Here is a 23986-nt window from a genome sequence, read left to right as displayed (position 1 = left end):
CATGATCAACGTTGGCAGTAATTTGCCTGAAGTCACATTCGGTTTGCTTAAAGATGGTAAAACGCTCAATCCACGCACCAATGACATATTTGGTGATAAACGCGTTGTTGTTTTTGCTGTTCCCGGCGCTTTTACGCCCACGTGTTCAGCTGCTCACTTGCCCGGATATGTCGCGCTGGCAGACAAGATAAAAGCGAAAGGGATAGATGACATTGTCTGCATTTCTGTTAACGATGCGTTTGTTATGGATGCTTGGAAAAAGGCTTCAAATGCAGATGAAATTACCATGCTGGCAGACGGAAACGGTTACTTTACCAAATCCATTGGTTTGGATATGAATACCAGCGATTTCGGTGGTATTCGAAGTATGCGTTATTCCATGCTAGTAGAAGATGGCATTGTGACGAAACTGAATGTTGAAGATCCCGGTCGTTTCGAAGTATCGGATGCAGAAACTATGCTAAAGAGCTTGTAAGCAAAAAGTAACGAGAAATCAATGGGCAGCGCGTCAGTCTGTAACAATCCGCGCTGCTTATTTTGTTTTTATAGTGGGTTGTATACCGGAGAAATGCGCTCTTGTGGACCTCCGTCACGTTACTCACAGGCTATTAGAGCAGATTTTATCTAGCCCTTTTTTCCTAATCTGCTATTCTTAATTGCAGCGCAGTATGCCGTTGCGGTGAAGGTTTTGTTGTACTTCATATCTATCATCGTTATCTACGTGTATATCTGGTCAGTCAGGATGTCTGTACCACAAATCACGAGGTCAAGGAGGGACTAAGAGATGTTGAACAAACAGAAATTCAGCGTATACCTTATATCAGGGTCGCTGACGTCAGACGAAGCAAATGATGAACATGTCGTATTGTTTCGCCAACTGTTACTTACCTGTGGGTATCAACTCACAGAGCTTACCGCCATAGAACAGCTTGAGCGTACTTCAAATCAGGATCTCATCTTTTATGACGCCCGCGACGCAGAAGAAAAGCTGGCTGAATTTTATCGTTATAAAGGCCATGCCCGTTGGATCCTTTTCAATCTGCAACACGGTGATCTCGATGAATGTGAAGCCATCATTGCAGGTGTTGAAGGCATTTTCTATAAATCTGACTCTCCGGAATTGCTACTCAAAGGTCTGAGGCGTTTGGCTAAAATGGACGTGTGGTTTAAGCGCAACTCCATCAATGAAGCACTGCGTCGGTTACGTCAGCAAACGAAAAAAAGCGCCGCGGCTATTGCTTACCCAAGAGATATTTCAAAGTCGGTGTCACACCCCAGATTAACCAAGCGGGAAATTACTATCATAGAGTTGGTTGCCCAAGGCTCACAAAATCAAGAGATCGCCGACCAGCTTCACATAAGTGTGAACACTGTTAAAACACATATTTACAGTATCTTCAGAAAGACCCACTCGCGCAATCGCATTGAATTACTATCGTGGTCACAACAGTATGTGAGTGAGGGGCAGCAGGGGTAACACCACGCTGCTCTCAGTTTTACACTTGGGCTGCCACTACCACAAACCGCCTGTCGGGGTTGAGGGTTGCGCTGTTAAACGGGTAGCAGGTAATGAGGTGTACCTCGTTTCGATTCTGATCGATCATCCATTGGGTTTTCGTGCTATCGACGATGGTCTTTTCTGTTACACGGTATGACTGCCACACGCCGTTATTACTTTGTAAGTGAAAAATTTCCCCGATAGCGATGTTTTCCAAAAAACTGAAATGGGTATCTCGGTGCGCACTGAATACCTTGGTTCCCGGCTCTTCGGGCAGTGCAGTACCGTCGAGATGACCAGGGCCAAATGCCAGACTGGTACCAGTGCTTCCAGCTAGGGCAAAGAGGGTTTCATTTTGCGAGGGGAACTCCATTGCGGCCACGGGCCAGGTGTCAGCCCATGGCCAGGGTTTTACCGCGTGCCCTTCTGACAATGTCGATTTCCATGCGGATTCAATGAGTTGTTGCGCAACCACTGCTTTGCCGGCAATCCACAGCGAATTGCCCCAGCAAAGTAAACCGGTAAAAAGTAAAAGACCGCTGATGCCGCCGCGATAATCTTTTAGTAATGCTGTTATCGATGTCATGATAAATTTCCTGAACAGAACTATTTTGCGTTACAGCCCGCAAAAGTGAGCAAAACGCAGCGCAAGCTCAGCCATACACTGAGCAACAGAGCGCCGGCGATAAAGCTAAAGGTGCTGCTGGTGGCCGTTTGGGGAAATGGTACCTTCTGCAAGTGCTGATTGAGTGGCTGTTGACTACGTACTACTTCACGGGCAATTTGTTCTTTTGAAGGGCGCGCAATGGAGTCATCAACCGCCACAAATGCAGTAAACCGGGATAACATGTGGTGTTTCAGGGCCACATCTACAATGCGATTTCTCACTGCTATGTCGTCCAGCTTTCCCCGTCGGTGACTGGCTTCAAGGCCAGAAATTTTCGCCCGCGCCCAGAGTGCGCTTATTCCCTGAGATTCTTCCACCTGATAGGCATTTACCACGCGATGCCAGGTATTGACGCCATTATTGCCTGTTACCTCAATGGCAGGTATTGGTGCTGCTGATTTCGCTAGCGCAATAAGAGGTTCTGAGAAGTATAAATCGCCGCTTTTGGCCGGAAACGCTTCCGTGGCGACAGGCCAGTTGACAGCAATATTCTTCGTTGTTGCATGATTCAGTTTGGTAAACAGCCTTTGCATAATGGAACTGACTTCGCTGCTGCGCGCGATGTACTCATAAGTGCCACGTCCGGCGCGGGCTGCCTCACGCATGAAATAACTGTTTGGCGCAGCGCCGATCCCCACAGTGAACAGTCTGACATCCTGACTTTGTGCTTCAATTAACGAGAACAGCGCTGACTCATTGCCCACCGCGCCGTCTGTGATAAACACAACTTGTTGTAGCCTCTCGGGAGTCAAAGACTGAGCAAATGCGGCTTCGAGTGCCGGGTACATTTCAGTACCGCCGTCGGCGTCAAGGCGCGCCACCCAGTTGGTAGCCTGATACTTGGCGTTCGGACTTGCCCATTGAGGCGAGGCATAAAGCAATTGATAGTCGTTCGAAAAAGCAACAATATTAAACCGGTCTTGTCCTGAAAGTTGGTTCACAGCGTAGCGTAAACTCGCTTTTGCCTGTGCGATGGCGTTGCCTTGCATAGAACCAGATATGTCGATGACAAATGTAATATCGCGGGCGAGGGAGGTTTCTGGCAAAGTCGTTGGCGGCATCAGCATAAACAATGCATAGTGCTCGTTACCGAGAGTTTGTTTGAACAACGCTGCCCGGGGCTCCTGAGATGGCGTAGGCTGCCATTGCAGGACAAAGTCCCTATCCATCTCGGCCTGACCGTCAGCAAGAAAAACAGTATAAGAATTATTATTCTTCTCTACGCTGATATCGTGATACAAACCATTTACCTGAGTGAGCGCGACACCGGGAGTCAGCGTAACGTTAATGCCAATCGGGTTAACCACCGGGTGGTCGTGTGTTTCCATAGGAGGCGAAATCCAGCCCGCATCTGGCACTTCACTGGTGGGGTGTGCCCAGCCAAAACCCAATGCCTCTTTGTTCAGTGACACCTCGTCATTGCGGTTGACCGGGACGGGGGGAAATAGCGGTAATAGCGTTCCTGGCATGTAGCGCGGGGTAATCGTTGCGGGTAGTCGCCACTCAAAGGTACCTTGTTGGTACCGGGCTTTGTCAATAAATTGCAGCTGTACTTCAATGGTTTCACCCGGCGCGATATTGGCAATGCGCTGAGTAAAAAGATTGGGGCGCTGCTGAACGGTTAACGCCGCCTGTTTGCCGCTACTCAGCGCCTGGCGATAAATACGCGTGGCCTCTTCACGGGGTTTTATTTTTCCTACAATGCGGCGTTCACCCACACGCATTTCCATATGCCGCACCGCAGCGCCCTCGGGTAGGGGAAATGTGTATATGCCTTCCACCCAATGACTACTGGCATTGCGAAATCGTTGGGTATAGTTCACTGACACGATCATGCCATCTATGGTGGCATTCACCTGAGTGCCGGTGTGAAGGGCCTGTGAGGGTTCGCTTCCGGCGTGCCGGGTGGTTAGCAATCCTGCTTCGGGTAAGAATGCGCTTTGTGCTGCGTTGGCTTTACCCGCAACAATCCCTGCGGCAATACCTAGCAGCGTGAGCAAAAGCCATCCAACCCAGGCTTTTGAACGGCGTTTTGGTTGAGGGTCGAAAATCAGGTGTTTGGGTATGCGTTTTAATGTCATAGTGCGCTTCCAGATTGCGTTGATGACGTGAGTACAACAAAAAAATGAGCCCCTTTGAGGGGGGCTTTATGGTCAATTGTTTGTGAATTGTGACAAATCGTGGCAGCAGATAACGACACATTGATAAAGTCGCTAATGGAAAGCGGCGGTTTTTGAGCGTGGATTCATATACACTCATATTAAGATATTTTTAATACCCAGGGGCCATGTCTTCATCTGAACACCGAAAAAGCCGACTGTTGACGGCGCCTTATCGCTGGTTGCTGATGGCCGGAGCGGTTATCAGTCTCAGCATCGGTTTGGTTGGTGTGATCGTGCCCGGATTACCTACCACGGTATTCGTCTTACTGGCGGCCTGGCTTGCTGCGCGAAGTTCGCCCGCTCTGTCCGGATGGCTCGATAATCATCCCATCGCAGGTCCCATTATTCAGCACTGGCGGGACGGCCGCTGTATACCCAGAAAAGCCAAGTACGCCGCCGCAGTGGGTATGTCGCTGTCTGTACTGGTGATGTGGGGCTCAAGTGTGCCTTTGTGGGCGTTTTTGCCAACAGTCATCTTTATGGCAATAGTACTGGTGTGGTTGTGGCGGTTGCCGGAACCCCCAGCGTCTCAATAAACTGCACCGTGGAGTGATTTTATGGTCGTGAATCAACAGGCATTAGTTCGCACACTGCGCGCCTTTGAGGCAGAATTTACCGCAGGTATTAGCGAGTTTGCACTCATTACCCGTTTGCAGTCAGCGCCCTACCGCGTATTTGACCGTGACGCACTGGCCGACAACCTCACAATGTTTCAATGCCATTTCGTGCTGTTTAACGCCTTATATCAATTGCGTGACCAATGGTTTGACGAGCGCGGACTGCTGTTGGACATCCATACGACATCCATTGAAATACGGGGTGAAAAAGCAGGGCCACATGCCGTGATGGCCGATGATCCGTTGCGTACTTACTATCTCGACTGGTCTCACTTCACTAGTACTTCAATGCAGGACGTTGAAGCCTTGATAGACAGCTTCTGGGAAAGGATGGGGAACCCCATAGTGCCGGCGAATGAAAACGATGTAAGGCAGGCAAAAGCGCTGTTGGGTATTCCGTTTGATAAAACGCTTAGTAAATCATTGATTAAAAAGCATTATCACAAACAACAACACTTACATCACCCCGACAAAGGGGGGAACAATGTACAAGCTGGCAAGCTGAGTTGGGCCAACGAAGTGTTGCTACAACAATGTGAGCACCTAGGGTAGCGAACGGGACATTGCCTTGTGCCGGAATATTAGGTGTGCTGCAAGCGGCTGAAAAAAATGTCCATGAGTATGGGAGCTTTGTTGGGCATGTCGAAAGCATCCGGAGCTTCAAGATATTCAATAATAATGCCCCGAATGTAGCAGTTCATGGCAATGGTATAGTCGCCTGCGTCGGCGTTGCTTGGCAGTTGTCCGGCTTCAATGGCTTTTTGGAAGTAGCCGGAGAACGCCTGCATTTTTTCGTACTTAGCTTTGGTGTGTGCATCTCGCCTGTCTTGTAGCGCTCCGCTGTAGTCACATTTGAGCATAAATAAGGTGAGCGATTTTTTTCTGAATTCATCCTGATCGAGTTCCAGCAGCAAATTCGTACACAGTACCTGCAGTTGGCCGATTGGATTGGGGTGTTCAGCTTCCAGTCCTTCCAGAATGCGCTCAATAAAAGGAGTATGTAGCCGTTCGTGAAGCGCGTCAAAAATTTCCATTTTGTTTTTGAAGTGCCAGTACACGGCCCCCCTTGTTACATCGGCTTTGCGGGCGATTTCTTCAAGGGATGCCTTGGCCACTCCGCGATGAGAAAATACCTCTACAGCGGCATTCAAAATGGCCTGTTTTGTGAGTTCTGCGTCTTCTTTTGTTCTGCGCATCGCGGACCTCCGTTAATTGACAACATACATACAAGAACGTATCTTTAAAAAGTAAAGGTAAATTGTGCAATTGTCCAGCCCAAGAGGCTGAATTAGGAAGCCAGAGAGTTATGAAGAAACTGTTTTTAGCCGCCGTCGCTGCGTCTTCATTGATTGTCATCAGTGGATGTTCAGACCAATCTGAACAGGCTCAGGCCAGCCAGGGGCCAGCTCCCGCGCCCTCGGTGTCTGTGGTAACATTGTCTGCCCAACAGGTAGAACACACAGTGACATTGCCTGGCCGCGTTAGTCCTATGCAGCAGTCTCATGTACGTCCCCAGGTAGAAGGGGTTCTTACTGAAAGATTGTTCAAGGAAGGGGCGTTGGTAGAGAAAGGGCAGCAGTTATATCAAATTGACGATGCCAGATATTCTGCCCAGTTAGCCAGTGCCAAAGCCGATTTGAAAAGTGCCCGGGCTAATCTGAAAACGCTGAAGGCAAGAGCTGCCCGATATAAAGACTTGCTGAGTCGCAATGCGGTAAGTCAACAGGAATACGACGATGCTGTGGCGGAAGCTGAACAGGCAGATGCGCAAATTAGCGTAGCCCAGGCCGCGGTTGATTTGGCTAAAGTCGATTCTGATTACACCAGAGTTTACGCTCCTATCAGTGGGCAAATCAGCCGTAGTTACGTAACCGTAGGTTCACTGGTAACGGCGAATCAGGAACAGCAGTTAGCGACCATTACCCAGTTAAACCCAGTTTACGTTGACATGCAGCAATCGGGGAAAGGGGTGTTAACCCTTCGCCGTGCCATGCAGGAAAACGGAACCTTGCCCGTGCGTCTGATGTTGGACGAAGCAACGGGTGAAATGTACGAGCATCAGGGCATATTGAAATTTTCTGAAGTCACCGTAGATGAAACAACCGGTGCAGTTGCGCTGCGTGCAGAAGTTCCCAATAAAGACTCACTGCTGATGCCCGGCCTGTTTGTGAAGGCTACTGTGGTGTTGTCTACCACCGAAGAGCTGGTGGTGCCGCAGCGCGCCACGACCCGTCAACCAGACGGTTCTGTTGTAGTGATGACAGTGAATAAAGACAGTGTGGTTGAGCCACGCACTATTAAAGTCAATGGTGTGTACAAAGATCAGTACATTGTAACCAGTGGTGTAAAAAATGGTGACAGAGTTATCGTAACCGGTTATCAAAAAGTGAAGCCTGGCATGAAAGTCAATGCGACGCCCTGGCAAGAACAAGACAGTCAGTAAGCCCGTTTAATCAGGTAGGAACAAATTTTTATGGCACGTTTTTTTATAGACCGCCCGGTTTTTGCCTGGGTACTGGCGCTCATCACCATTATGGCCGGTATCCTTTCAATTCAGGGCCTCCCCATTGAGCAATATCCGAAAGTTGCACCGCCCTCGGTAAATGTCAGTGCAACTTATCCCGGTGCGTCAGCGGAAACCATTGAAAACACCGTTACCCAAATCATTGAGCAAAGCCTGTCTGGTATCGATAATCTTCGTTACTTCAGTGCCAGTAGTGAAAGTGGACGAATGTCGATTACGCTGACGTTTAATCCGGGTACTGACCCAGATATCGCCCAGGTGCAGACACAGAACAAAGTGCAAAGTGCGGTATCGCTACTGCCTTCACAGGTTCAGCAACAGGGGGTGACGGTAACGAAATCCAACGACACCTTTGCCGTTGTGGTAGGCTTTTATGCCAAAGAGGGCAATCTGACCCAGTTCGACTTGAGCGACTTGTTGGTATCAGAGTACAAAGACCCTATTTCGCGGGTTAACGGCGTTGGCAGCGTGCGGGTTTTTGGCGCCCAGCGCTCAATGCGCATTTGGCTCGACCCAGACAAGCTGTACAGCTACAGCATGACCCCTGTGGACGTGCGCAATGCAGTGCAAACGCAGAACACTGACATTTCAGCCGGTCAGTTGGGGGGCATGCCTGCCATTGAGGGGCAGCAAATCAACGCCACCATTACCGCCCAATCTATTTTGCAAACCGCGGAAGACTTCGAAAATATAGTCTTGCGGGTAAATACCGATGGCTCCCAGGTACGCGTGAAAGATGTGGCCCGTGTAGAGCTTGGCTCAGAAAACTATTCCTATATTACCCGTTACAAGCGCAAGCCGGCCTCCGGTATGGCTGTGTCACTGGCCACTGGCGCCAATGCGCTGGACACGATTGAGCGAGTAAAAGCCCGGGTGGAAGAATTGGCAGTTAACTTACCCGAAGGCGTAGAAGTTGTTTATCCGGTGGACAGTTCACCTTTCATTAAGCTTTCCATTGAATCGGTCATTCAAACACTTATTGAAGCCATCGTGCTGGTGTTTTTCGTCATGCTGTTGTTTTTGCAAAACTGGCGAGCCACTCTGGTGCCTACCATCGCGGTGCCTGTGGTGTTAATGGGCACATTCGCTGTATTGTATGCCTGTGGGTTTAGCATAAACGTACTTACCATGTTCGCCATGGTTCTTGCCATTGGCCTATTGGTTGATGACGCCATCGTGGTAGTGGAAAACGTAGAACGTATCATGGAAGAAGAAGGCCTGTCTGCGAAAGAAGCCACCAAAAAATCCATGACGCAAATTTCCAGTGCGCTTGTGGGGATTGCGGTAGTACTTGCCACGGTATTCATTCCTATGGCGTTCTTTGCCGGTTCCGCCGGTTCAATATACCGTCAGTTTTCTATTACCATTGTGTCTGCCATGACCTTTTCTGTGTTGGTGGCCATTATACTATCGCCGTCACTCTGTACAGTGTTGTTGCGCAAGAAAGACGTGATGAACAAGCGCGATAGCGGCTTTTTTGGCTGGTTTAATCGCAACTTTAATAGAGGTCGGGACAGCTATGAGCGCGCAGCAACAGGCATGGCTGGCAGAATAAAGCGCTCTCTTCTGGTGTACTTTTTACTGGTAGGCGGCATGATGTTTATCTTCACGCGTTTGGCGGGGTCGTTTTTGCCGAATGAAGATCAGGGCAGCATCATGGTATTGGTAAATGCTCCACCGGGCGCCACTGCAGGACGAACACTGGAATCGATGAAAAAAGTTGAAGACTTTTTCCTTACTGATAATGGCGAAGCCGTCGAGGATATGTTTACCGTTGTCGGTTTCAGCTTTGCCGGTGCAGCGCAGAATGCGGGGATGGGGTTCGTTCACCTAGTTGACTGGGAAGAGCGCGATGAAGCGCATAGCGCATTCTCCATTATTAACCGTGCTTACGGTGCGTTAGGACAGATTCAGGACGCAATGGCATTTCCAATTTTGCCCCCTCCAATTCGCGAATTGGGGAATGCCACAGGCTTCGAATTCCAGTTGGTTGATCGTGGGGGCAACGGTCACAAGGCACTGATGGATGCCCGGAATCAATTTTTGGGTATGGCCGCACAAAACCCCAAACTGGTAGGCGTGCGCCCCAACGGCCTGAGTGATGTCCCGCAGTTCAAAATTAACATCGACAGTGAAAAAGCGTCGGCGCTGGGCTTGTCCCTTGGTGATATCAACAATACGCTGAGTATTGCCTGGGGGTCTTCCTATGTGAATGACTTTATCGATTCAGGCCGCATAAAGCGGGTGTATATGCAAGCTGATTCTGCCTACAGAATGGCTCCTGAAGATCTCGACAAATGGTTTGTGCGAAACGACAACGGTGACATGGTGGCATTCAGTGCTTTCTCCAGTGTTGAATGGAACTATGGCTCACCAAAACTGGAGCGGTTCAACGGTGTGTCTTCAGTGAATATTCAGGGAAGTCCTGCTCCGGGCGTATCGTCAGGAGAGGCAATGGATGAAGCTCTGAAATTGGTAGCGCAGTTACCACCTGGTTTTGGAGTAGAGTGGTCAGGCCTTTCTTATGAAGAGCGGGAAGCCGGCTCTCAGGCTCCGATGTTGTATGCCTTGTCTATTCTGGTGGTGTTTTTATGTCTGGCGGCCCTTTATGAAAGCTGGTCGGTTCCTTTTGCTGTTATGCTGGTGGTGCCCTTGGGCATTTTGGGTTCGGTTGCCGCAGCGTGGATTTTTGGTTTGCCAAACGATGTTTACCTTCAGGTGGCCTTCCTTACCACTGTTGGGTTGGCAGCGAAAAACGCGATCCTCATTGTTGAATTTGCCAAGGAGCAGTACGAGTCTGGTACTGACCTCTTAGAAGCCGTTTCAACTGCCGCCAAGCAGCGTTTCCGTCCTATTCTGATGACTTCCATGGCATTTATTTTGGGTGTAACTCCGCTGGCCATATCTTCCGGTGCTGGTGCGGAAAGTCAGAATGCTATAGGTATCGCGGTGATGGGGGGCATGTTTGCAGCTACCTTCTTGGCCATCTTCTTTGTACCCATGTTCTATGTGATGGTGGTGAAATGGTTTGGCGCTAAGCGCCAGACAGACGAAGAATAAGCCTTTGAGGGTACAGTAAATGTGAAATTAAGCGCCGTTCCATATGAACGGCGCTTTGCTGTTTAAGGAAAATTCGTGGGACTTTGGTCGAACACATGCACGGGGATGTTCATCTTGTGTCAGAATAGGGAACACTACGAGTTGAACAGAGCAATGGAGGGTGTTGATGAGCGTGTTATTACCGCCGAAGCCTGCTTGGCATCAACTGATAAAATCCGGATGTCGAGTGCTCGTTGGGGGAAATGCGTCTGTGCCTCATGCCCTCATCCAGGACTTAATTGATAACAGCGTCGGTTTTACTGATATCGAAATGGTGCACATGCTGGCACTGGGTGATACCCGCTGGGCCAAAGAAGAGCACCGTCAGCTGTTCAAGGTGAATACATTCTTTATTGGCGGTGAGGAAGTACGCCGGGCGGTAGACGAAGGCCGGGCAGACTACACCCCGTGTTTTTTATCAGAAATCTCCAGTTTGTTTTCTGACGGAACGCTACCCCTGGACGCCGTGCTGGTTAATGTAAGCCCCCCTGACGAATACGGTTATTGTTCGCTGGGTGCGTCCGTCGATATTTGCATGTCTGCGGTGCGGCACGCAGACATCGTGGTTGCCCAAATTAACCCAAGTATGCCCCGTACGTCCGGTCATTCGTACATTCACATCAATGAAATTACGGCGTGTATTGAAGCCGACGAACCTTTAGTTGAGGTACCGCCACCGCCCATCGATACCATTACAGAGCGCATTGGCCAGTACGTGGCCATGTTGGTAGAAGACGGCTCGACGCTGCAGTTTGGCATTGGAAAAATTCCCAGTGCCACTCTTAAGTACCTTAAACACCATAAGGACTTGGGGATCCACAGCGAGATGCTCACCGACAGTATTATCGAAGTGATTGAATCGGGGGCAATCACCAACCGGAAAAAAACTTTTCATCCGGGAAAAATTGTTACCAGTTTTGCCATTGGTACCCAGCGCTTGTATGACTACATCGATAATAACCCGCACATTGAGTTTTACCCGGCCAGTTATGTTAATAAGCCCACCAACATTGCCAAGAACGAAAAAATGGTGGCCATTAACAGTGCGTTAGAAGTCGATTTAACCGGTCAGGTGGTGGCCGATTCCCTGGGCTACGACTTTTACAGTGGTATCGGCGGGCAGGTTGATTTTGTAACGGGGGCATCCATTAGCAAAGGTGGCAAGCCTATTATCGCGTTGCCATCCACTGCACAAAACGAAACCGTATCGCGTATCAAACCCTGTATCACCGAGGGAGCAGGTGTAGTCACCAGTCGTGGCAACGTGCACTACATTGTGACCGAGTACGGCGTGGCCTCACTGCGGGGCAAGAGTATTCGCGAGCGGGCACTGGAGCTTATCCGCGTTGCACACCCTAAGTTTCGCTCACAGTTGCTCGAAGAGGTGCGCAAGCATTACTGGGTGCCACACTATCAGGAAAAATACCCCACTGATATCGCCGAATTAGGGGCTATTCAGTTGCAGAAGCTGGTAATACAAGGTGAAACCTTTTATCTGCGACCATTGAATCCGGCCGACGAGCGGCGGTTACAGGAGTTTTTCTATTCTCACACCAAAGAGACCCTGCGCTTGCGCTATAACCATGACCCGAAACAAATGTCGCGGGAGAAATCCTGTAATTTAGTCAGTGTTGATCAACGCACTGATGCCGCCTTGTGTATTGTGCGTCAGGAAGGTTCTCGTATCACGATCCATGCGGTGGGGCGTTTTTACTACAACCCTGGCGATAATTCCTGTGAAGCGGCTTTTGTTACCCGGGAAAACCAGCAGGGTAAAGGCATGGCTAAACTACTGCTGGCTCGGCTGATCGACATCGCGAAACAGCGAAAACTGCGGCGTATGCTCGCGTATGTTCGGGCGGAAAATAAACCCATGATAGCCATTTTTGAGCAGGCCGGTTTTAAGCGGATGTTCTCCGATGATCCTGGTGAAGTGGAGCTGGAACTCAAACTGGAGGAGAGCGAGTGACCATTCGGATATTTCGCGGTAAAGATTGTTTGAAACACGATGTAGGGCATGATCACCCCGAGTGCCCCGACAGACTATACGCCATTGACGACCAACTGTTGGCCTCCGGCCTGGAAATGACCGTTGAACATCAGGACGCTCAGCACTGCAAGCGAGAATATTTAGCCTTGGCACACGATCCATACTACGTTGACAGCATCTTTCAGCGCGCCCCGGAATCCGGGTTGATTTGGGTTGATGACGACACCGGCATGACGCCCGTTACCTTAAGTGCTGCGCTGTATTCTGCAGGTGCGGGCACTGACGCGGTTGACTGGGTAATGGCCGGTAAAGACCGACAGGCATTTTGTGCTGTCAGGCCGCCAGGACATCACGCTGAATATGCCTCTGCCATGGGGTTTTGTTACTTCAATAATGTGGCAGTAGCGGCCCGCTACGCGTTGACGTACCACGAGCTCGCGCGGGTAGCCATTGTGGACTTTGACGTTCATCACGGCAACGGTACGGAAAACATCATTGGTGGTGACCAACAAATAATGATGTGTTCGTCGTTTCAGCATCCGTTTTACCCGCACAGTGGGGCCCCGGTTTCGGCCAGTAATATTCTGGGCGTGCCACTGGACGCAGGTACAACAGGTGAAGTATTCAGAGAAAGAGTTTCCTACTGGTTTGACGCTCTTAGAAATTACAAACCGGAGCTAATATTGGTTTCCGCTGGATTTGACGCCCATGCCGAAGATCACATGGCTCACGTTAGATTGCGGGAAGACGATTACAAATGGATTTCTTCTGAAATCCGAAAGGTGGCTGATGCGTGTTGCCACGGGCGGGTAGTGAGTACCCTTGAAGGGGGCTATAACCACAGCGCTCTGGGACGCAGTGTGGTTGCTCATCTAAAGGGGCTTCAGGGCGATACCCAGGAAACAGGTGGCGCGTAGTTCCGAGGCATTAATTGCAACCCGCTGTATTATTACGCATTACTTTCTGCTATTTATGGAGGCCGGTTCAGCAGATTAAGACAAAAGGATTCTATCGTGAAATTAGTGTCATCTGGTTGGTCAGTGTTGGGGTTGTATTTTCTCGTTTCTTTAGCATGTGCCCAGGCACAGGATTTTAAAGCCGGGCCTGTATTTAGTGAATATGGCCGCCACGCTGAGGTCGATGGTATCTCCTTTTCCAGGCAACACGTGTTCAAAGTGGCGTTTGACGTATCCCGGGGCTCAGAGAACGGTGAGTTAAACCGCCGGTACGATACCTTGGCACGGTTTATTAATATGCACGTGGCCCATGGCGTTAAGCTCGAAAATATTAAGCTTGCGCTGGTGGTTCACGGGTCAGCCACCCTGGATATGTTGGACAATCAGTATTTTAGAACTCGTAAGACAGGCAACAACGACAATATTCCGTTGTTAAAAGCGCTCATGGACAAAGGGGTTAAAGTGGTGGTGTGTGGCCAGTCGGCTGCGGCGCAAAATATCACCAGAGATATGTTAATTGATGGTATTGAGATGGACTTATCAGCGATGACGGCACACGCCCGGTTAAGCAACCAGGGGTATGCGGTCAATCCGTTTTAACTTAAAGCCAGCGTCGCCATAGCATGGCGATAAGCATGATCACCGCCAGGATCCCCATCGCTCCCATAAGGTATGCAAAGGCTGTAGGTGAATCCGTGCCTGGCAGGCCGCCCACGTTCATTCCAAACACACCGGTGAGAAACGACAGCGGAAGAAAAATAGCAGTGACCATAGACAACACATACATGCGCATACCCTGTTGGTCTGCCACGCGGTTTCGCAGCTCATCCTGCAATACCACAGCGCGTTCACGGGCTAAATCGAGATCTTCTACGTAACGGGTAATGCGGTCAGTTTGTTCCCGTAGGGTAAATGCTTCGTCTTGTTGCAGAAATTGTGGAAACCGAAACAACGCGTCGAGGGCATCTCGCTGGGGGGCGAGAAAACGCCTGATAGACGCTGCTTGCCTGCGAAGAGCGGCCAGCGTTTGTCTGTCTTTCTTGTCTAAATTAATGTCTTCTTCAAAACTCACCAGGGCGTCGTCAATTTCATCCACGGTATCGTGAATTTTGTCGGCAACCCGGGTAACAATGTCTAACAGTAAACTATTGGGGGTGGGAGGCGCTTTTTGCGCCACTACCGCGTCTTGCAATTCCTGAACGGACACCAGCCGGCGGTGCTTGCGTCTGGCGGTAACAACGAGGTGTTGTTGGCACCATACGCGCAGTGACACCATATCTTCTGGGTCTGCTTCCGGGTTTCTGTTTATGCCGCGCAAGTAAATGAGTGCGCCGTTATTAATGTGCATCGCCCGTGGCCGGGTTTCCGGTGTACACAAAGCATCTGCTATGCCGTCATCCAGTGTCACGGCCGAGAGCACAGTGTCCGCATCTGGCGCATCGCATTGCACGTGTAGCCAGAGATATTCGTTGTTCTGGCAGGTGTAATTCAGTTCGTGTTGTTTCAGTGGTCGACTGGTGCCGTCACAGGAAATCACTTGTGCAGACAAAAAAGCTGATTCGCTCATAAGCCTGATTCCTTTTTGTTCCTAAGTAGCGTAACCGCTCCATCTATATGCACATCTCGTTGAGGGAAGGCGATCACTATACCGGCCTCGTTGAACCGGTCATCAATGGCGTAGCGAACGTCACTGCGTATTCTTCGCAAGTCGCGTTCTACGGTGGCATTTACCCAGAAATACACCTCAAATACCAGGGAATTGTCGCCAAAATCTTCAAAAATCACCACGGGCTTCGGATCCTTGAGAATCGAATCCTGCACTTCTACCGCTTCTTCAATTAGCCGCGCCACTTCTCGACAAGGTGAGCCGTACGCCACGCCCACTTTCACCGAGGTACGCGTGAGGCGGTCGATCAGCGTCCAGTTGATAACGTTGTTTTCCAGTAGTTTACTGTTGGGGATGAGCATGTGTACACCGTCTATACGTCGAATGCGGGTGGAACGGGTGTTAATCGCCTCTACCGTGCCCCGATAGTTGTCAATTTCGAGAAAGTCACCAATGCGGATGGGACGTTCCCACATGAGGATCCAGCCAGAAATAAAATTGTTGATAATGTTCTGTGCACCAAACCCCACGCCAATGGCTATGGCACCGGAGAGAAACGCAAACGCAGTCAATGGGACATTGAGAAATTCCAGTGTGGTAATAATGAGTACTGCCACGGCAAAGATATAGAAAATACGTTTGAACAAATGCACTGTATCTGCACTGGCTCCTGTTCTACGCAGCCGGTACGTAGCCAAATGGGCCAACTTGTCGATGAGCCACCAACCTAGCCACAGAAGCAAAGGCACTAATAGGATCTGCCCCACAGTGAAGAGGTGGTCAAATAAGGTAAATAGCTCCAAGGCGAGGAGACGTTTTATTTCCGCGTACAGTGCTGACACCTGTCAGTCCTCCGTTAGATTCTGTTTTTATCCGTCAGGCTACTGACGTGTGTTATTATGCCGTCACTTATACTGACTGTGAGGCACTATGCAACAAAAACGGTTTTTCGTCCCCTTTATTGTTTTAGCTTACTTCTTCTGCATTCCCGGTTCACAGGCTTTTACGTTTACGCTATCGCAACAGGATCTCAATCAATTCATAGGTATGGCATTTCCGCAAACTCAATATTATCAGGGTATAAAAGCGGTTTTCGACCACCCCGTTATTACCCTGAGCGACAACAATCAAGTTGCCGTGAATGTAGACATCGATGCTACGCAGGGCAGCCAGTATGTGAAAGCCAATGCCACCCTTAGCGGTAAGATTTACTACGACGGCATAAAAGGAGAGTTGCAAATTATTCGGCCAATGCTCGAAGACGTAACGTTAACAGAAAGCACGTTAAACGACGACGCTCAGGTACGTCGATGGATTGAACAGTTGACGGGACAATCTGCACCCATGATCCTGCTGCTGGATTTTCGCTCGCTGAATCTTTCGTTTATTGGGAATCGCGTTCCTCGTGCTATGCATGTAGAGAAAGGCCAGCTGGTGATCGATTACTAAGGAGTTGACCTGTGAAACCTATTGCGTTTTTATCCATGGACGCCGACAGTGCGGAAGCGTTCTATGTATACGATGATTTACTCATCCCGCATTTTAATGAACACGGTTATGAGGTTGAAACGATTTCCTGGCGCAACGAAGGTGTTAACTGGGATGACTACAGCCATGTAATCGTGCGAAGTACCTGGGATTACCAGCAATCGCCGGAAGCATTCAAACAATGCCTGTACAATATCGAAGCGTCTTCGGCAAGATTACACAATCCGTTGTCATTGATGTTGTGGAATATTGAAAAAACCTACTTAACCACACTCCAGGAAAGAGGTGTTCCCGTAGTGCCTACCCGTTGGGAGCGTTTTTTTGACGCTGCCTGGTTTGCACAGCAATTCAACTATTTCGATACAGATGAACTGGTCGTTAAGCCTGCACTTAGTGCGAATTCAGATGATACGTTCCGGGTAACCCGGGAACAGGTCGCCGCTATGGAAGATACACTTGGGTCGATATTTTCAGATCGGCTGTTCATGGTTCAACCTTTTCTTCAGGCAATAGTGGAGGAGGGGGAATACTCGCTGTTTTTCTTTGGTGGAACGTTTAGTCACGGGTTGTTGAAACAACCTAAATCAGGCGATTTTCGCGTGCAAGAAGAGCACGGTGGTCGTTTATCTGCGTTTACACCGGATAGCGCCATGCTGAGTGTGGCCGAGCAGGCGCTGACTGCTATGCCAGCCCCCGCTTTGTATGCCCGGGTGGATTTGATAAACGCAGCGGGAAGCTGGGCCATTATGGAGCTGGAGCTCATTGAACCGTCGCTCTATTTCAACATCGACCCGGCATCACCAAGGCGCTTTGTCGATGCCTTTATGACCGCGTTAGGTTAATCGCGGTTGCGGGGACGAGGTTTTGCCTGAGTGCGTTCACGGCTGGGACCACGGGCATAATTGCGCGTACTTGGTTTATCGCGTTTTGGTGGCGTGGAAACCGGCTTTGTTCGGTTGTAGTCGCTGCGTTGCACCACGTCGTGGCGAGCATTAGTGGTCAAGGGTTTGGGCCTGGTGTACTGCGGGCGCTCAGTCGTGACGGTACGGGTTGTGTTTACGGTGACCCGGCGCGGACGTTGGGGCGTGTAGTTAACCTGGCGCGTAACCGTGGCAGTTGAATACCGTTTAGGCGCCGCCCGTAACACAGTGTTTGAATATCTTACTCTGTGATGATCGGCGCGATGCTGCCACGGTTGGTAGTCGCGGCTGTATACCCGCTTAATGTCGTTGCCGTAATAAAAGCGCCTAACTGGTTTGCGGGTAATCACTACATGGCGATTCTGCCAGTGAATTCCGCCAAAGTAGAAGTGGGTAGACAGGCGCACACTTGGGCTCCAATAGAAACCTGGCGCCCCGGTTACCCTATAATGGACAGGGTGATACCAGTACACCGGCGCCACCGGGTGCCACCAGCGCCCATAAACAACCCTGGTGTCGTAGAAAGGCACATACACAATTTCTTTTCGCGCGGGTTCAATAACAATGATATCTCTGTCGCGCTCAATGCGCTGATACTCATTGTTCACCAGTGAACCTGCGTTTAAGGCGTGTTGACGCAAAACCTGAACGCGAGCGAGAACCCGACTTTGGCTAATGAGTACATTGTCACCCAGTGCCTGTAGCCAATCCAAATCATCACTTAGTGTTCGCAGAATATCCGTGAAGGGTACCAGGGCTTTGACACTTGGGTCCCAACTAAATGCGTCAGCGGCCTGGCTGGCTTTTTCGGCATCAAGATGCAAGTGCTTTTGGCGCCAGCGGTCAGCTGCAACGACATCCAGCGGATACGTCGCGGCGATTAAAATGTGGGTGAGAATGGTGTCGGGATAAAGGGCAACAGGGGCGAGTAAACTGTCGAGTTCAGCGTCGGAATACCCGTGATCCTGTTGGGTTTCATATTGCGTGTCAGAACCGGCGTTAGCATATGGAGTCACGGTACTTGCTGCCAGTATTGTCACTAATACTGCGGTGGTAAAACGTGTCATGATCTCTCCTTATCCAACCAATGGCGCGCTGGATTATGTGATGATATGACACGTTATAGACCGGGAGAAATTAACCTGAGCTGAACGCTTTCCTGCCAAAGGGTTCAGTTAACGGCACTACTTGAACATGTGAGGGTCGAAAACGTGGCCGAGTTTTTCCGTTTTTGTTTTTAAGTAGTGTTTGTTGTCTTTTGTCATGCCGTGGTCGATAGGCTTTCGGGCGACAATATTGATGCCGAGTTCGGTAAGTGCTTTGAGCTTACGAGGGTTGTTAGTCATGAGCTCTACATTTTTAATGTGAAGCGTATCTAGCATCACTTTGCAGATATCGTAACTGCGCAAGTCAGCGTCAAAACCCAGGTGTTCATTCGCTTCTACCGTGTCCATTCCACTGTCTTGTAAATTGTATGCGCGAATTTTATTTAGCAGGCCAATGCCTCGGCCTTCCTGACGAAGGTACAAAATTACACCGAAGCCGTGATCGACTATATTTTGCATGGCTTTTTCAAGCTGAAAGCCACAGTCACACCGGGTGCTGAACAAGGCGTCACCAGTGAGACATTCTGAATGGATACGAATAGGTACAGTATCGTCTTCGTTCCAGCTGCCATAAGACAGCGCAACATGCTCTTGCCCGCTGAGTTCGACAAAACCATGAATACGGAACTCGCCCATACGGGTGGGCAGTTTGGCTGAGCTGACATATTCGTATTTGGGTTGCTTAGTGGTCATTACACTTCTATACCTGCTGCTAATTCCACCGTAATGTGGGGTTAACCTCACATTTTACAAGCGTTGAAATGCTTACTATAGCACGAGTTGTTCTGACCTATAACGGATGATGGCTATCCGGCAGTGCAGGAGCGCTGACAGGTTCTAATGAAATTGACAGTTATTTGGCCGTAATGTGTTCCCAAAGCAATGTGAGTTTCTCATCGTTAGCGCCAACAGGTTCTATCCAAATAGCTTCGCAAAGCCATTCGATATGAAAAAGGTATTGTTGCTGATGGCAGGTGAAAAGCACCTGTAAACGATCTGCGCCCCAGTCGGGGGCGTGCAATTTACATTCGAACGCCTGAGCAAACTGCGTTATCAGTCTGTTTGCTTCCGCTGGAGAGTGGGGAAGGGGCAGGGAAAGCACTATCGCGTTACCTTGTAGTTGGGCGCTTTGTGCAAACTGGTGGCAGTCAAACCGTAACATCAGGCATATCCTCTTTCAGAGTGAACTGTTTTGGCATCTGTCCCGTATAAGGAACAGCATGTCGCGTCTCGCGTCGTCGTATTTTTGCAAAGGGTCTGTATGCTCACCGTTCACCATCTTAACAATTCCCGTTCCCAGCGTATTCTATGGCTATTAGAAGAACTCGGCGTAGAATATCACCTTGAAACCTACCAGCGGGATCCTAAAACAGGCCTTGCACCAGCGCAAATGAAAGCTATTCATCCATTAGGTCGCTCGCCGGTATTAACAACAGATACCGGTAGTTTGGCGGAGTCCGGCGCCATTGTTGAGTTTATCATTAACTCCTACGGTGAAGGGCGCTTTCAACCAGCTGACGATTCCCTGCTTCGCCAGCAATACTGGTTCTGGTTGCATTTTGCTGAAGGTTCGTTGATGCCACCTCGGGTGGCAGCATTAGTATTTTCTAAAGCGAAGGATAAAATGCCTTGGTTACTAAGGCCCCTGGCGTCGAAAATACTCGACGGTATAACCGAAGCATACTACGGGCCCAATCTCAAAGAGAGCATGAAGTACACGGAATCATATTTGAAAAATCATGAATGGTTTGCAGGTACGGAACCAACTGGCGCAGATGTGCAGATGATATTCCCATTGGAAACCCTCGTCTCAATGGGGCGTGCTGATGCGTACCCGGCGGTGGCCAAGTGGGTAGAGAAAGTGCATGCCCGACCGGCTTATCAGCGGGCACTGGAAAAAGGCGGTCGCTACGACTACGCGTAATCGTTTAGTGCGCTGTCGAGATAATCGCGGATGAGATGTAAAAACGCCTCGCCGTAGCGCTCCAGCTTGGTTTTACCCACGCCACTCACATCCAGAAAGTCGTTTACAGTGGTTGGGGTGCGCGCGGCCATATCTGCCAGGGTCGCATCGCTAAATACCACATAAGGCGGTACGTTGTGTTCTTCTGCTAAGGTTTTTCGCAAGTGTTTTAAACGTTTGAACAGTGCTTTGTCGTAAACCGTCGTTTTCTTGCCAGCGCGGGGATCTGGTTTAAAGCTAAGCCGTGGTACGGCTAATTCTACAGGCACTTCGCCTTTTAGTACCGCACGGGCGCTCTCATTTAAGCGCAGCGTTGCACCGGCGGTCAGGTCAACACGAACCAGCCCTTGGTGAATAAGCTGGTTGATCATACTGTGCCAATAACCGTCGGGATGCTCCTTACCTATGCCATAGGTGCTAATAGTGTGATGCTGAGACTCGTGAATGCGTTTGAGTGCTTTTCCTCTCAGCACATCAATGAGGTATTGGCTGCCCGCCTGCTGATTGAGGCGCAAAATGCACGACAGAATTTTTTGTGCGATAACCAGTCCGTCAATGAGTTTTGGTGGATCCAGGCAAATATCACAGTTGCCGCAGGCCGTGTCACTGTATTGAGAGAAATAGTTGAGCAACACCTGTCGACGGCAGGTTTGCGCTTCAGCAAACGCTTCCATAGAGGCAAACTTTTGAATTTCCACATCGAGTCTGTCGTTTGCGTCGCCCTGTTCAATCCATTGTCTGACTCTGGCAGCGTCTTTTTCATCGAACAAAAGCAGTGCTTCAGACTCAAGGCCATCCCGACCGGCGCGACCCGTTTCCTGATAGTAATTTTCGATACTGCGCGGTACATCATGATGAACCACAAAGCGCACATTGGATTTATTAATACCCATGCCAAATGCCACAGTGGCGATGACCACGTCAATCTGATCGTTGAGAAAGCGCCGTTGTACGTATTCTCGTTCGTCAGCGTCCATACCAGCGTGATATGCGGCACAACTAATGCCGTCGCGGTGAAGACGGGCGTGCAGATCGTCAACTTTTGCGCGACTGTTACAATAAATAATGCCGCTGCCGTCCTGTCGCTTTACATAGTCCCGTACCTGATCGAAGGCCTTGTATTTCGGCATAACCCGATAGCGGATATTGGGCCGGTCGAAGCTGCCTTTGTAAACCAAAGGGTCTGTAAGGTTCAACTGCACCAGGATATCAGCCTGGGTGGCAGCATCGGCTGTGGCCGTCAGCCCAATAACCGGCGTTTGCGGGAAGCGTTGTTTGAGCGTGCCTAAGGCGCGGTAGTTTTGCCTGAAATCGTGGCCCCAATGACTGACACAGTGGGCTTCATCGACAGCAAACAGCGCCAGATGTTGCTGCTGCAAAAATGACATCATCCACGGAGATAACAACTTCTCGGGCGAAACATACAGTAGTTTTAGCGTATTGTTCTGAATGCTGTTGAGAACGTATTGCTGTGTATCGTGTTCCTGAGTGGAATTTAGGTAGGCGGCTTTTACACCCACCGCTTTTAGCTGTTCTACTTGGTCCTGCATCAAAGAAATAAGGGGCGATACGACGACAGCCAGACCGTCACGAACTAACGCGGGGATTTGATAACACAAAGACTTACCCCCGCCAGTAGGCAGTAGTACCAGCGCATCACGGCCTTCGGTGACGGCGTTGATCACCGCTTCTTGTCCGTCGCGGAACTGTTTGTAACCAAACACGCGGGAAAGCACTTCCAGCGGCGTGGATGCGGTATTATCTGAAGAATTTGGCGCTGCGGGAGAGGTTGCATTAGTCATCAGCGGGGATTTTACGTGTTTTCCACGTGATATTCACGAACTTCGAAGTACAGTTTGCGATAGGTAGTTGTGTATTCAGAAAAAAAAGCTACTATTCGCTCAATTGTCGGGCTTGTATCAGCCTGACAACGTATACAATGGTCAACGTGATCATATTGCCGTCGGTACGGGTACGTATCAGATAGGACAACGTCAGGGTGTTCACCCTTTTTGATTGGAGAACCAGCATGGCTGAACCGTTACCCGACCTCATAGAGGAACTGGTGTCAGACCCACAAAGCGACGATAGTGCAGCGCTGCTTACCACGCTGCTAAGTGAAGATGATGTTTCTATCGCCACCTTGCTTGAGTCCCTGCCGGTGGAAAACAGGATCACAGCCTGGGAAAGCCTGCCTCGCGACCGGAAAACAGATGTGCTGGTGGAAATGCGCAGCGACCCGCGGGAAATTCTTATCGACGCGACGCCGGACAGCGAATGGGCGCTCATGTTTGCAGACATCGAGGCAGAAGACCTACTTGAGTTGATGGATTCGCTGCCATCAAGGCTCATGGATCTCGCACTTGCGGCCCTGGATACTCAACAGCAAGCGTTTTTTCGGGAGGCGACCCAGTTTGCCGACAGTGAAATTGGCCACTGGCTTAGTCATGAGCAGCTTGTGTTGCCCATTAATGCCAAGGTTCGCGACGGCTTACGCCTTATCCGGCGGGATGTGCCCGCGCATGCAGATACTGTTTTTTTAGTGAACCGGTCCGGGCAATTTTCTGCAGCGGTAAAGCTAACCCGCGTGTTTGGCGCACCTGAGCACGTGCCACTGGTAGAACTTACAGTGGAGAATATGCCCGTGTTAAAAGGCACTGATGACGCCACTTCCGCGTCCTTGATGGTGCAGCGTTCAGGGTTTGCCTCGGTACCTGTGGTAGACGACAACAACAAGCTTATTGGCCGCTTGGACGTGACTTCGGCCAGTGAACTGGTGAACGAGAAGTACGAACGGCAGGTTATGGCCTCCGCCGGTATGGACGAAGATGAGGATTTGTTCTCTCCGGTGGCAAAAAGTGCGCGAAACCGTGCATTGTGGCTGGGAATAAACCTGCTCACCGCCTTTTTGGCATCCTGGTTCATTGGCCTGTTCGAGGGCACCTTGCAACAGGTTGTTGCCCTGGCCGTGCTTATGCCAGTTGTGGCCAGTATGGGCGGCATCGCTGGCAGTCAGACTCTGACACTTATTGTTCGCGGGCTAGCGTTGGGGCAGGTGACTAAAGCTAACTTCCGCGCGCTCATGGTGAAAGAACTCAAAGTTGGCGGATTAAACGGCGTGATCTGGGCCATTATTATTGGTGTCGTGGCCTCTTTCTGGTTTGCCGATGGCGCTTTGGGTGTTGTGATTTGCCTGGCTATTCTGGTGAATATTGTCTCTGCAGCTTTAGCGGGCGTGTTTCTACCGGTTATTTTGGAGAAGCTCAGGATTGACCCGGCTCTGAGTGGTTCAGTTATTCTGACAACGGTCACCGATATTGTCGGATTTGTGGCATTTCTGGGCCTGGGCACACTTTTTCTGCTGTAAACCGCGTAGAGCTTGCCATCGTA

22 protein-coding genes are annotated in these 23986 nt (G+C 50.0%); 13 read left to right on the top strand and 9 right to left on the bottom strand.

The window, feature by feature from the left end:
* Position 1: 1 nt before the first annotated feature.
* On the top strand, positions 2-475 hold the full coding sequence (locus KO518_RS18010; RefSeq protein ID WP_216027244.1) for a peroxiredoxin: 474 nt from the start codon (positions 2-4) through the stop codon (positions 473-475).
* 309 nt (positions 476-784) lie between these two features.
* Positions 785-1477 (top strand): response regulator transcription factor, encoded by a 693-nt coding sequence (locus tag KO518_RS18005; protein WP_216027243.1) that lies wholly within the window; start codon positions 785-787, stop codon positions 1475-1477.
* Positions 1478-1496: 19 nt separating this feature from the next.
* On the opposite strand, the gene KO518_RS18000 is transcribed toward KO518_RS18005, so the two are convergent.
* Together KO518_RS18000 and KO518_RS17995 are read right to left on the bottom strand one after the other, a co-directional pair.
* Positions 1497-2084: a class GN sortase gene (locus tag KO518_RS18000; protein WP_216027242.1), complete on the bottom strand. Its 588-nt coding sequence runs from the start codon at positions 2082-2084 to the stop codon at positions 1497-1499.
* 20 nt (positions 2085-2104) lie between these two features.
* Positions 2105-4246 carry a marine proteobacterial sortase target protein gene (locus KO518_RS17995; protein WP_216027241.1) on the bottom strand — a complete coding sequence of 714 codons (2142 nt, stop codon included), beginning with the start codon at positions 4244-4246 and terminating at the stop codon, positions 2105-2107.
* 206 nt (positions 4247-4452) lie between these two features.
* Between KO518_RS17995 and KO518_RS17990 the strand changes: the two genes are divergently transcribed.
* Both KO518_RS17990 and KO518_RS17985 read left to right on the top strand, forming a co-directional pair.
* The gene (locus KO518_RS17990; protein WP_216027240.1) at positions 4453-4863 is read left to right on the top strand and encodes a YbaN family protein; all 411 of its coding nucleotides are present in this window, start codon (positions 4453-4455) and stop codon (positions 4861-4863) included.
* A 21-nt stretch (positions 4864-4884) separates the two neighbouring features.
* Positions 4885-5496: a DNA-J related domain-containing protein gene (locus tag KO518_RS17985; protein ID WP_216027239.1), complete on the top strand. Its 612-nt coding sequence runs from the start codon at positions 4885-4887 to the stop codon at positions 5494-5496.
* Between the two features lie 29 nt (positions 5497-5525).
* On the opposite strand, the gene KO518_RS17980 is transcribed toward KO518_RS17985, so the two are convergent.
* On the bottom strand, positions 5526-6140 hold the full coding sequence (locus KO518_RS17980) for a TetR family transcriptional regulator (protein ID WP_216027238.1): 615 nt from the start codon (positions 6138-6140) through the stop codon (positions 5526-5528).
* Between the two features lie 110 nt (positions 6141-6250).
* Here KO518_RS17980 and KO518_RS17975 point away from each other — a divergent pair, with 110 nt between their 5' ends.
* The 5 genes from KO518_RS17975 (at position 6251) to KO518_RS17955 (ending at position 14113) form a co-directional block, all read left to right on the top strand.
* Complete coding sequence (locus KO518_RS17975; protein WP_216027237.1) at positions 6251-7387, top strand: efflux RND transporter periplasmic adaptor subunit; 1137 nt, start codon at positions 6251-6253, stop codon at positions 7385-7387.
* A 30-nt stretch (positions 7388-7417) separates the two neighbouring features.
* Positions 7418-10528 carry an efflux RND transporter permease subunit gene (locus KO518_RS17970; RefSeq protein WP_216027236.1) on the top strand — a complete coding sequence of 1037 codons (3111 nt, stop codon included), beginning with the start codon at positions 7418-7420 and terminating at the stop codon, positions 10526-10528.
* A 166-nt stretch (positions 10529-10694) separates the two neighbouring features.
* On the top strand, positions 10695-12536 hold the full coding sequence (locus KO518_RS17965) for a bifunctional acetyl-CoA hydrolase/transferase family protein/GNAT family N-acetyltransferase (protein WP_216027235.1): 1842 nt from the start codon (positions 10695-10697) through the stop codon (positions 12534-12536).
* Positions 12533-13474, top strand: a complete 942-nt coding sequence (locus tag KO518_RS17960; RefSeq protein WP_216027234.1) for a histone deacetylase family protein — start codon at positions 12533-12535, stop codon at positions 13472-13474. The genes KO518_RS17965 and KO518_RS17960 overlap by 4 nt, the downstream gene beginning before the upstream one ends.
* Positions 13475-13570: 96 nt before the next feature.
* Positions 13571-14113: a DsrE family protein gene (locus KO518_RS17955; RefSeq protein ID WP_371742360.1), complete on the top strand. Its 543-nt coding sequence runs from the start codon at positions 13571-13573 to the stop codon at positions 14111-14113.
* Position 14114: 1 nt separating this feature from the next.
* On the opposite strand, the gene KO518_RS17950 is transcribed toward KO518_RS17955, so the two are convergent.
* The gene (locus KO518_RS17950; protein WP_216027233.1) at positions 14115-15080 is read right to left on the bottom strand and encodes a zinc transporter ZntB; all 966 of its coding nucleotides are present in this window, start codon (positions 15078-15080) and stop codon (positions 14115-14117) included.
* On the bottom strand, positions 15077-15961 hold the full coding sequence (locus KO518_RS17945) for a mechanosensitive ion channel family protein (protein WP_371742359.1): 885 nt from the start codon (positions 15959-15961) through the stop codon (positions 15077-15079). Before KO518_RS17945 ends, KO518_RS17950 begins: the two co-directional genes overlap by 4 nt.
* Before the next feature lie 88 nt (positions 15962-16049).
* Here KO518_RS17945 and KO518_RS17940 point away from each other — a divergent pair, with 88 nt between their 5' ends.
* Both KO518_RS17940 and KO518_RS17935 read left to right on the top strand, forming a co-directional pair.
* Positions 16050-16568 (top strand): DUF1439 domain-containing protein, encoded by a 519-nt coding sequence (locus KO518_RS17940; protein ID WP_216027232.1) that lies wholly within the window; start codon positions 16050-16052, stop codon positions 16566-16568.
* 11 nt (positions 16569-16579) lie between these two features.
* On the top strand, positions 16580-17449 hold the full coding sequence (locus tag KO518_RS17935; RefSeq protein ID WP_216027231.1) for a hypothetical protein: 870 nt from the start codon (positions 16580-16582) through the stop codon (positions 17447-17449).
* Here the strand turns inward: KO518_RS17935 and KO518_RS17930 are convergent.
* The 3 genes from KO518_RS17930 to KO518_RS17920 all read right to left on the bottom strand — a co-directional run bounded on the left by KO518_RS17930 (position 17446) and on the right by KO518_RS17920 (position 19795).
* The gene (locus KO518_RS17930; protein WP_216027230.1) at positions 17446-18594 is read right to left on the bottom strand and encodes a DUF3300 domain-containing protein; all 1149 of its coding nucleotides are present in this window, start codon (positions 18592-18594) and stop codon (positions 17446-17448) included. The genes KO518_RS17935 and KO518_RS17930 overlap by 4 nt on opposite strands.
* Positions 18595-18711: 117 nt before the next feature.
* Positions 18712-19326 (bottom strand): GTP cyclohydrolase II, encoded by a 615-nt coding sequence (gene ribA, locus KO518_RS17925; protein ID WP_216027229.1) that lies wholly within the window; start codon positions 19324-19326, stop codon positions 18712-18714.
* A 160-nt stretch (positions 19327-19486) separates the two neighbouring features.
* Positions 19487-19795 carry a DUF3630 family protein gene (locus KO518_RS17920; RefSeq protein WP_216027228.1) on the bottom strand — a complete coding sequence of 103 codons (309 nt, stop codon included), beginning with the start codon at positions 19793-19795 and terminating at the stop codon, positions 19487-19489.
* 99 nt (positions 19796-19894) lie between these two features.
* On the opposite strand from KO518_RS17920, the gene KO518_RS17915 reads away from it, so the two are divergent.
* Positions 19895-20557, top strand: coding sequence for a glutathione S-transferase family protein (locus KO518_RS17915; protein WP_216027227.1), 663 nt, complete (start codon positions 19895-19897; stop codon positions 20555-20557).
* Here KO518_RS17915 and recQ read toward each other — a convergent pair.
* Positions 20548-22398, bottom strand: a complete 1851-nt coding sequence (recQ, locus tag KO518_RS17910) for a DNA helicase RecQ (RefSeq protein WP_216027226.1) — start codon at positions 22396-22398, stop codon at positions 20548-20550. The genes KO518_RS17915 and recQ overlap by 10 nt on opposite strands.
* Positions 22399-22625: 227 nt before the next feature.
* On the opposite strand from recQ, the gene KO518_RS17905 reads away from it, so the two are divergent.
* Positions 22626-23963, top strand: coding sequence for a magnesium transporter (locus KO518_RS17905; protein WP_216027225.1), 1338 nt, complete (start codon positions 22626-22628; stop codon positions 23961-23963).
* Positions 23964-23986: the final 23 nt, after the last annotated feature.

Source organism: Aestuariibacter sp. A3R04 (genome assembly GCF_018860805.1).
Taxonomy (GTDB): Bacteria; Pseudomonadota; Gammaproteobacteria; order Enterobacterales; family Alteromonadaceae; genus Alteromonas.
The sequence above is the reverse complement of the archived record's forward strand: the minus strand, read 5'-3'. Positions and strand labels throughout refer to the sequence as shown.

Bases quoted from the DNA above. Each gene is read 5' to 3' on its own strand.
- KO518_RS17905 (WP_216027225.1), top strand. From the start codon at position 22,626: ATGGCTGAACCGTTACCCGACCTCATAGAGGAACTGGTGTCAGACCCA.
- KO518_RS17915 (WP_216027227.1), top strand. From the start codon at position 19,895: ATGCTCACCGTTCACCATCTTAACAATTCCCGTTCCCAGCGTATTCTA.
- KO518_RS18000 (WP_216027242.1), bottom strand. From the start codon at position 2,084: ATGACATCGATAACAGCATTACTAAAAGATTATCGCGGCGGCATCAGC.
- KO518_RS17930 (WP_216027230.1), bottom strand. From the start codon at position 18,594: ATGACACGTTTTACCACCGCAGTATTAGTGACAATACTGGCAGCAAGT.
- KO518_RS17985 (WP_216027239.1), top strand. From the start codon at position 4,885: ATGGTCGTGAATCAACAGGCATTAGTTCGCACACTGCGCGCCTTTGAG.
- KO518_RS18010 (WP_216027244.1), top strand. From the start codon at position 2: ATGATCAACGTTGGCAGTAATTTGCCTGAAGTCACATTCGGTTTGCTT.
- KO518_RS17995 (WP_216027241.1), bottom strand. From the start codon at position 4,246: ATGACATTAAAACGCATACCCAAACACCTGATTTTCGACCCTCAACCA.
- KO518_RS17920 (WP_216027228.1), bottom strand. From the start codon at position 19,795: ATGTTACGGTTTGACTGCCACCAGTTTGCACAAAGCGCCCAACTACAA.
- recQ (WP_216027226.1), bottom strand. From the start codon at position 22,398: ATGACTAATGCAACCTCTCCCGCAGCGCCAAATTCTTCAGATAATACC.
- KO518_RS17975 (WP_216027237.1), top strand. From the start codon at position 6,251: ATGAAGAAACTGTTTTTAGCCGCCGTCGCTGCGTCTTCATTGATTGTC.
- KO518_RS18005 (WP_216027243.1), top strand. From the start codon at position 785: ATGTTGAACAAACAGAAATTCAGCGTATACCTTATATCAGGGTCGCTG.
- KO518_RS17950 (WP_216027233.1), bottom strand. From the start codon at position 15,080: ATGAGCGAATCAGCTTTTTTGTCTGCACAAGTGATTTCCTGTGACGGC.
- KO518_RS17970 (WP_216027236.1), top strand. From the start codon at position 7,418: ATGGCACGTTTTTTTATAGACCGCCCGGTTTTTGCCTGGGTACTGGCG.
- ribA (WP_216027229.1), bottom strand. From the start codon at position 19,326: ATGACCACTAAGCAACCCAAATACGAATATGTCAGCTCAGCCAAACTG.
- KO518_RS17980 (WP_216027238.1), bottom strand. From the start codon at position 6,140: ATGCGCAGAACAAAAGAAGACGCAGAACTCACAAAACAGGCCATTTTG.
- KO518_RS17940 (WP_216027232.1), top strand. From the start codon at position 16,050: ATGCAACAAAAACGGTTTTTCGTCCCCTTTATTGTTTTAGCTTACTTC.
- KO518_RS17990 (WP_216027240.1), top strand. From the start codon at position 4,453: ATGTCTTCATCTGAACACCGAAAAAGCCGACTGTTGACGGCGCCTTAT.
- KO518_RS17965 (WP_216027235.1), top strand. From the start codon at position 10,695: ATGAGCGTGTTATTACCGCCGAAGCCTGCTTGGCATCAACTGATAAAA.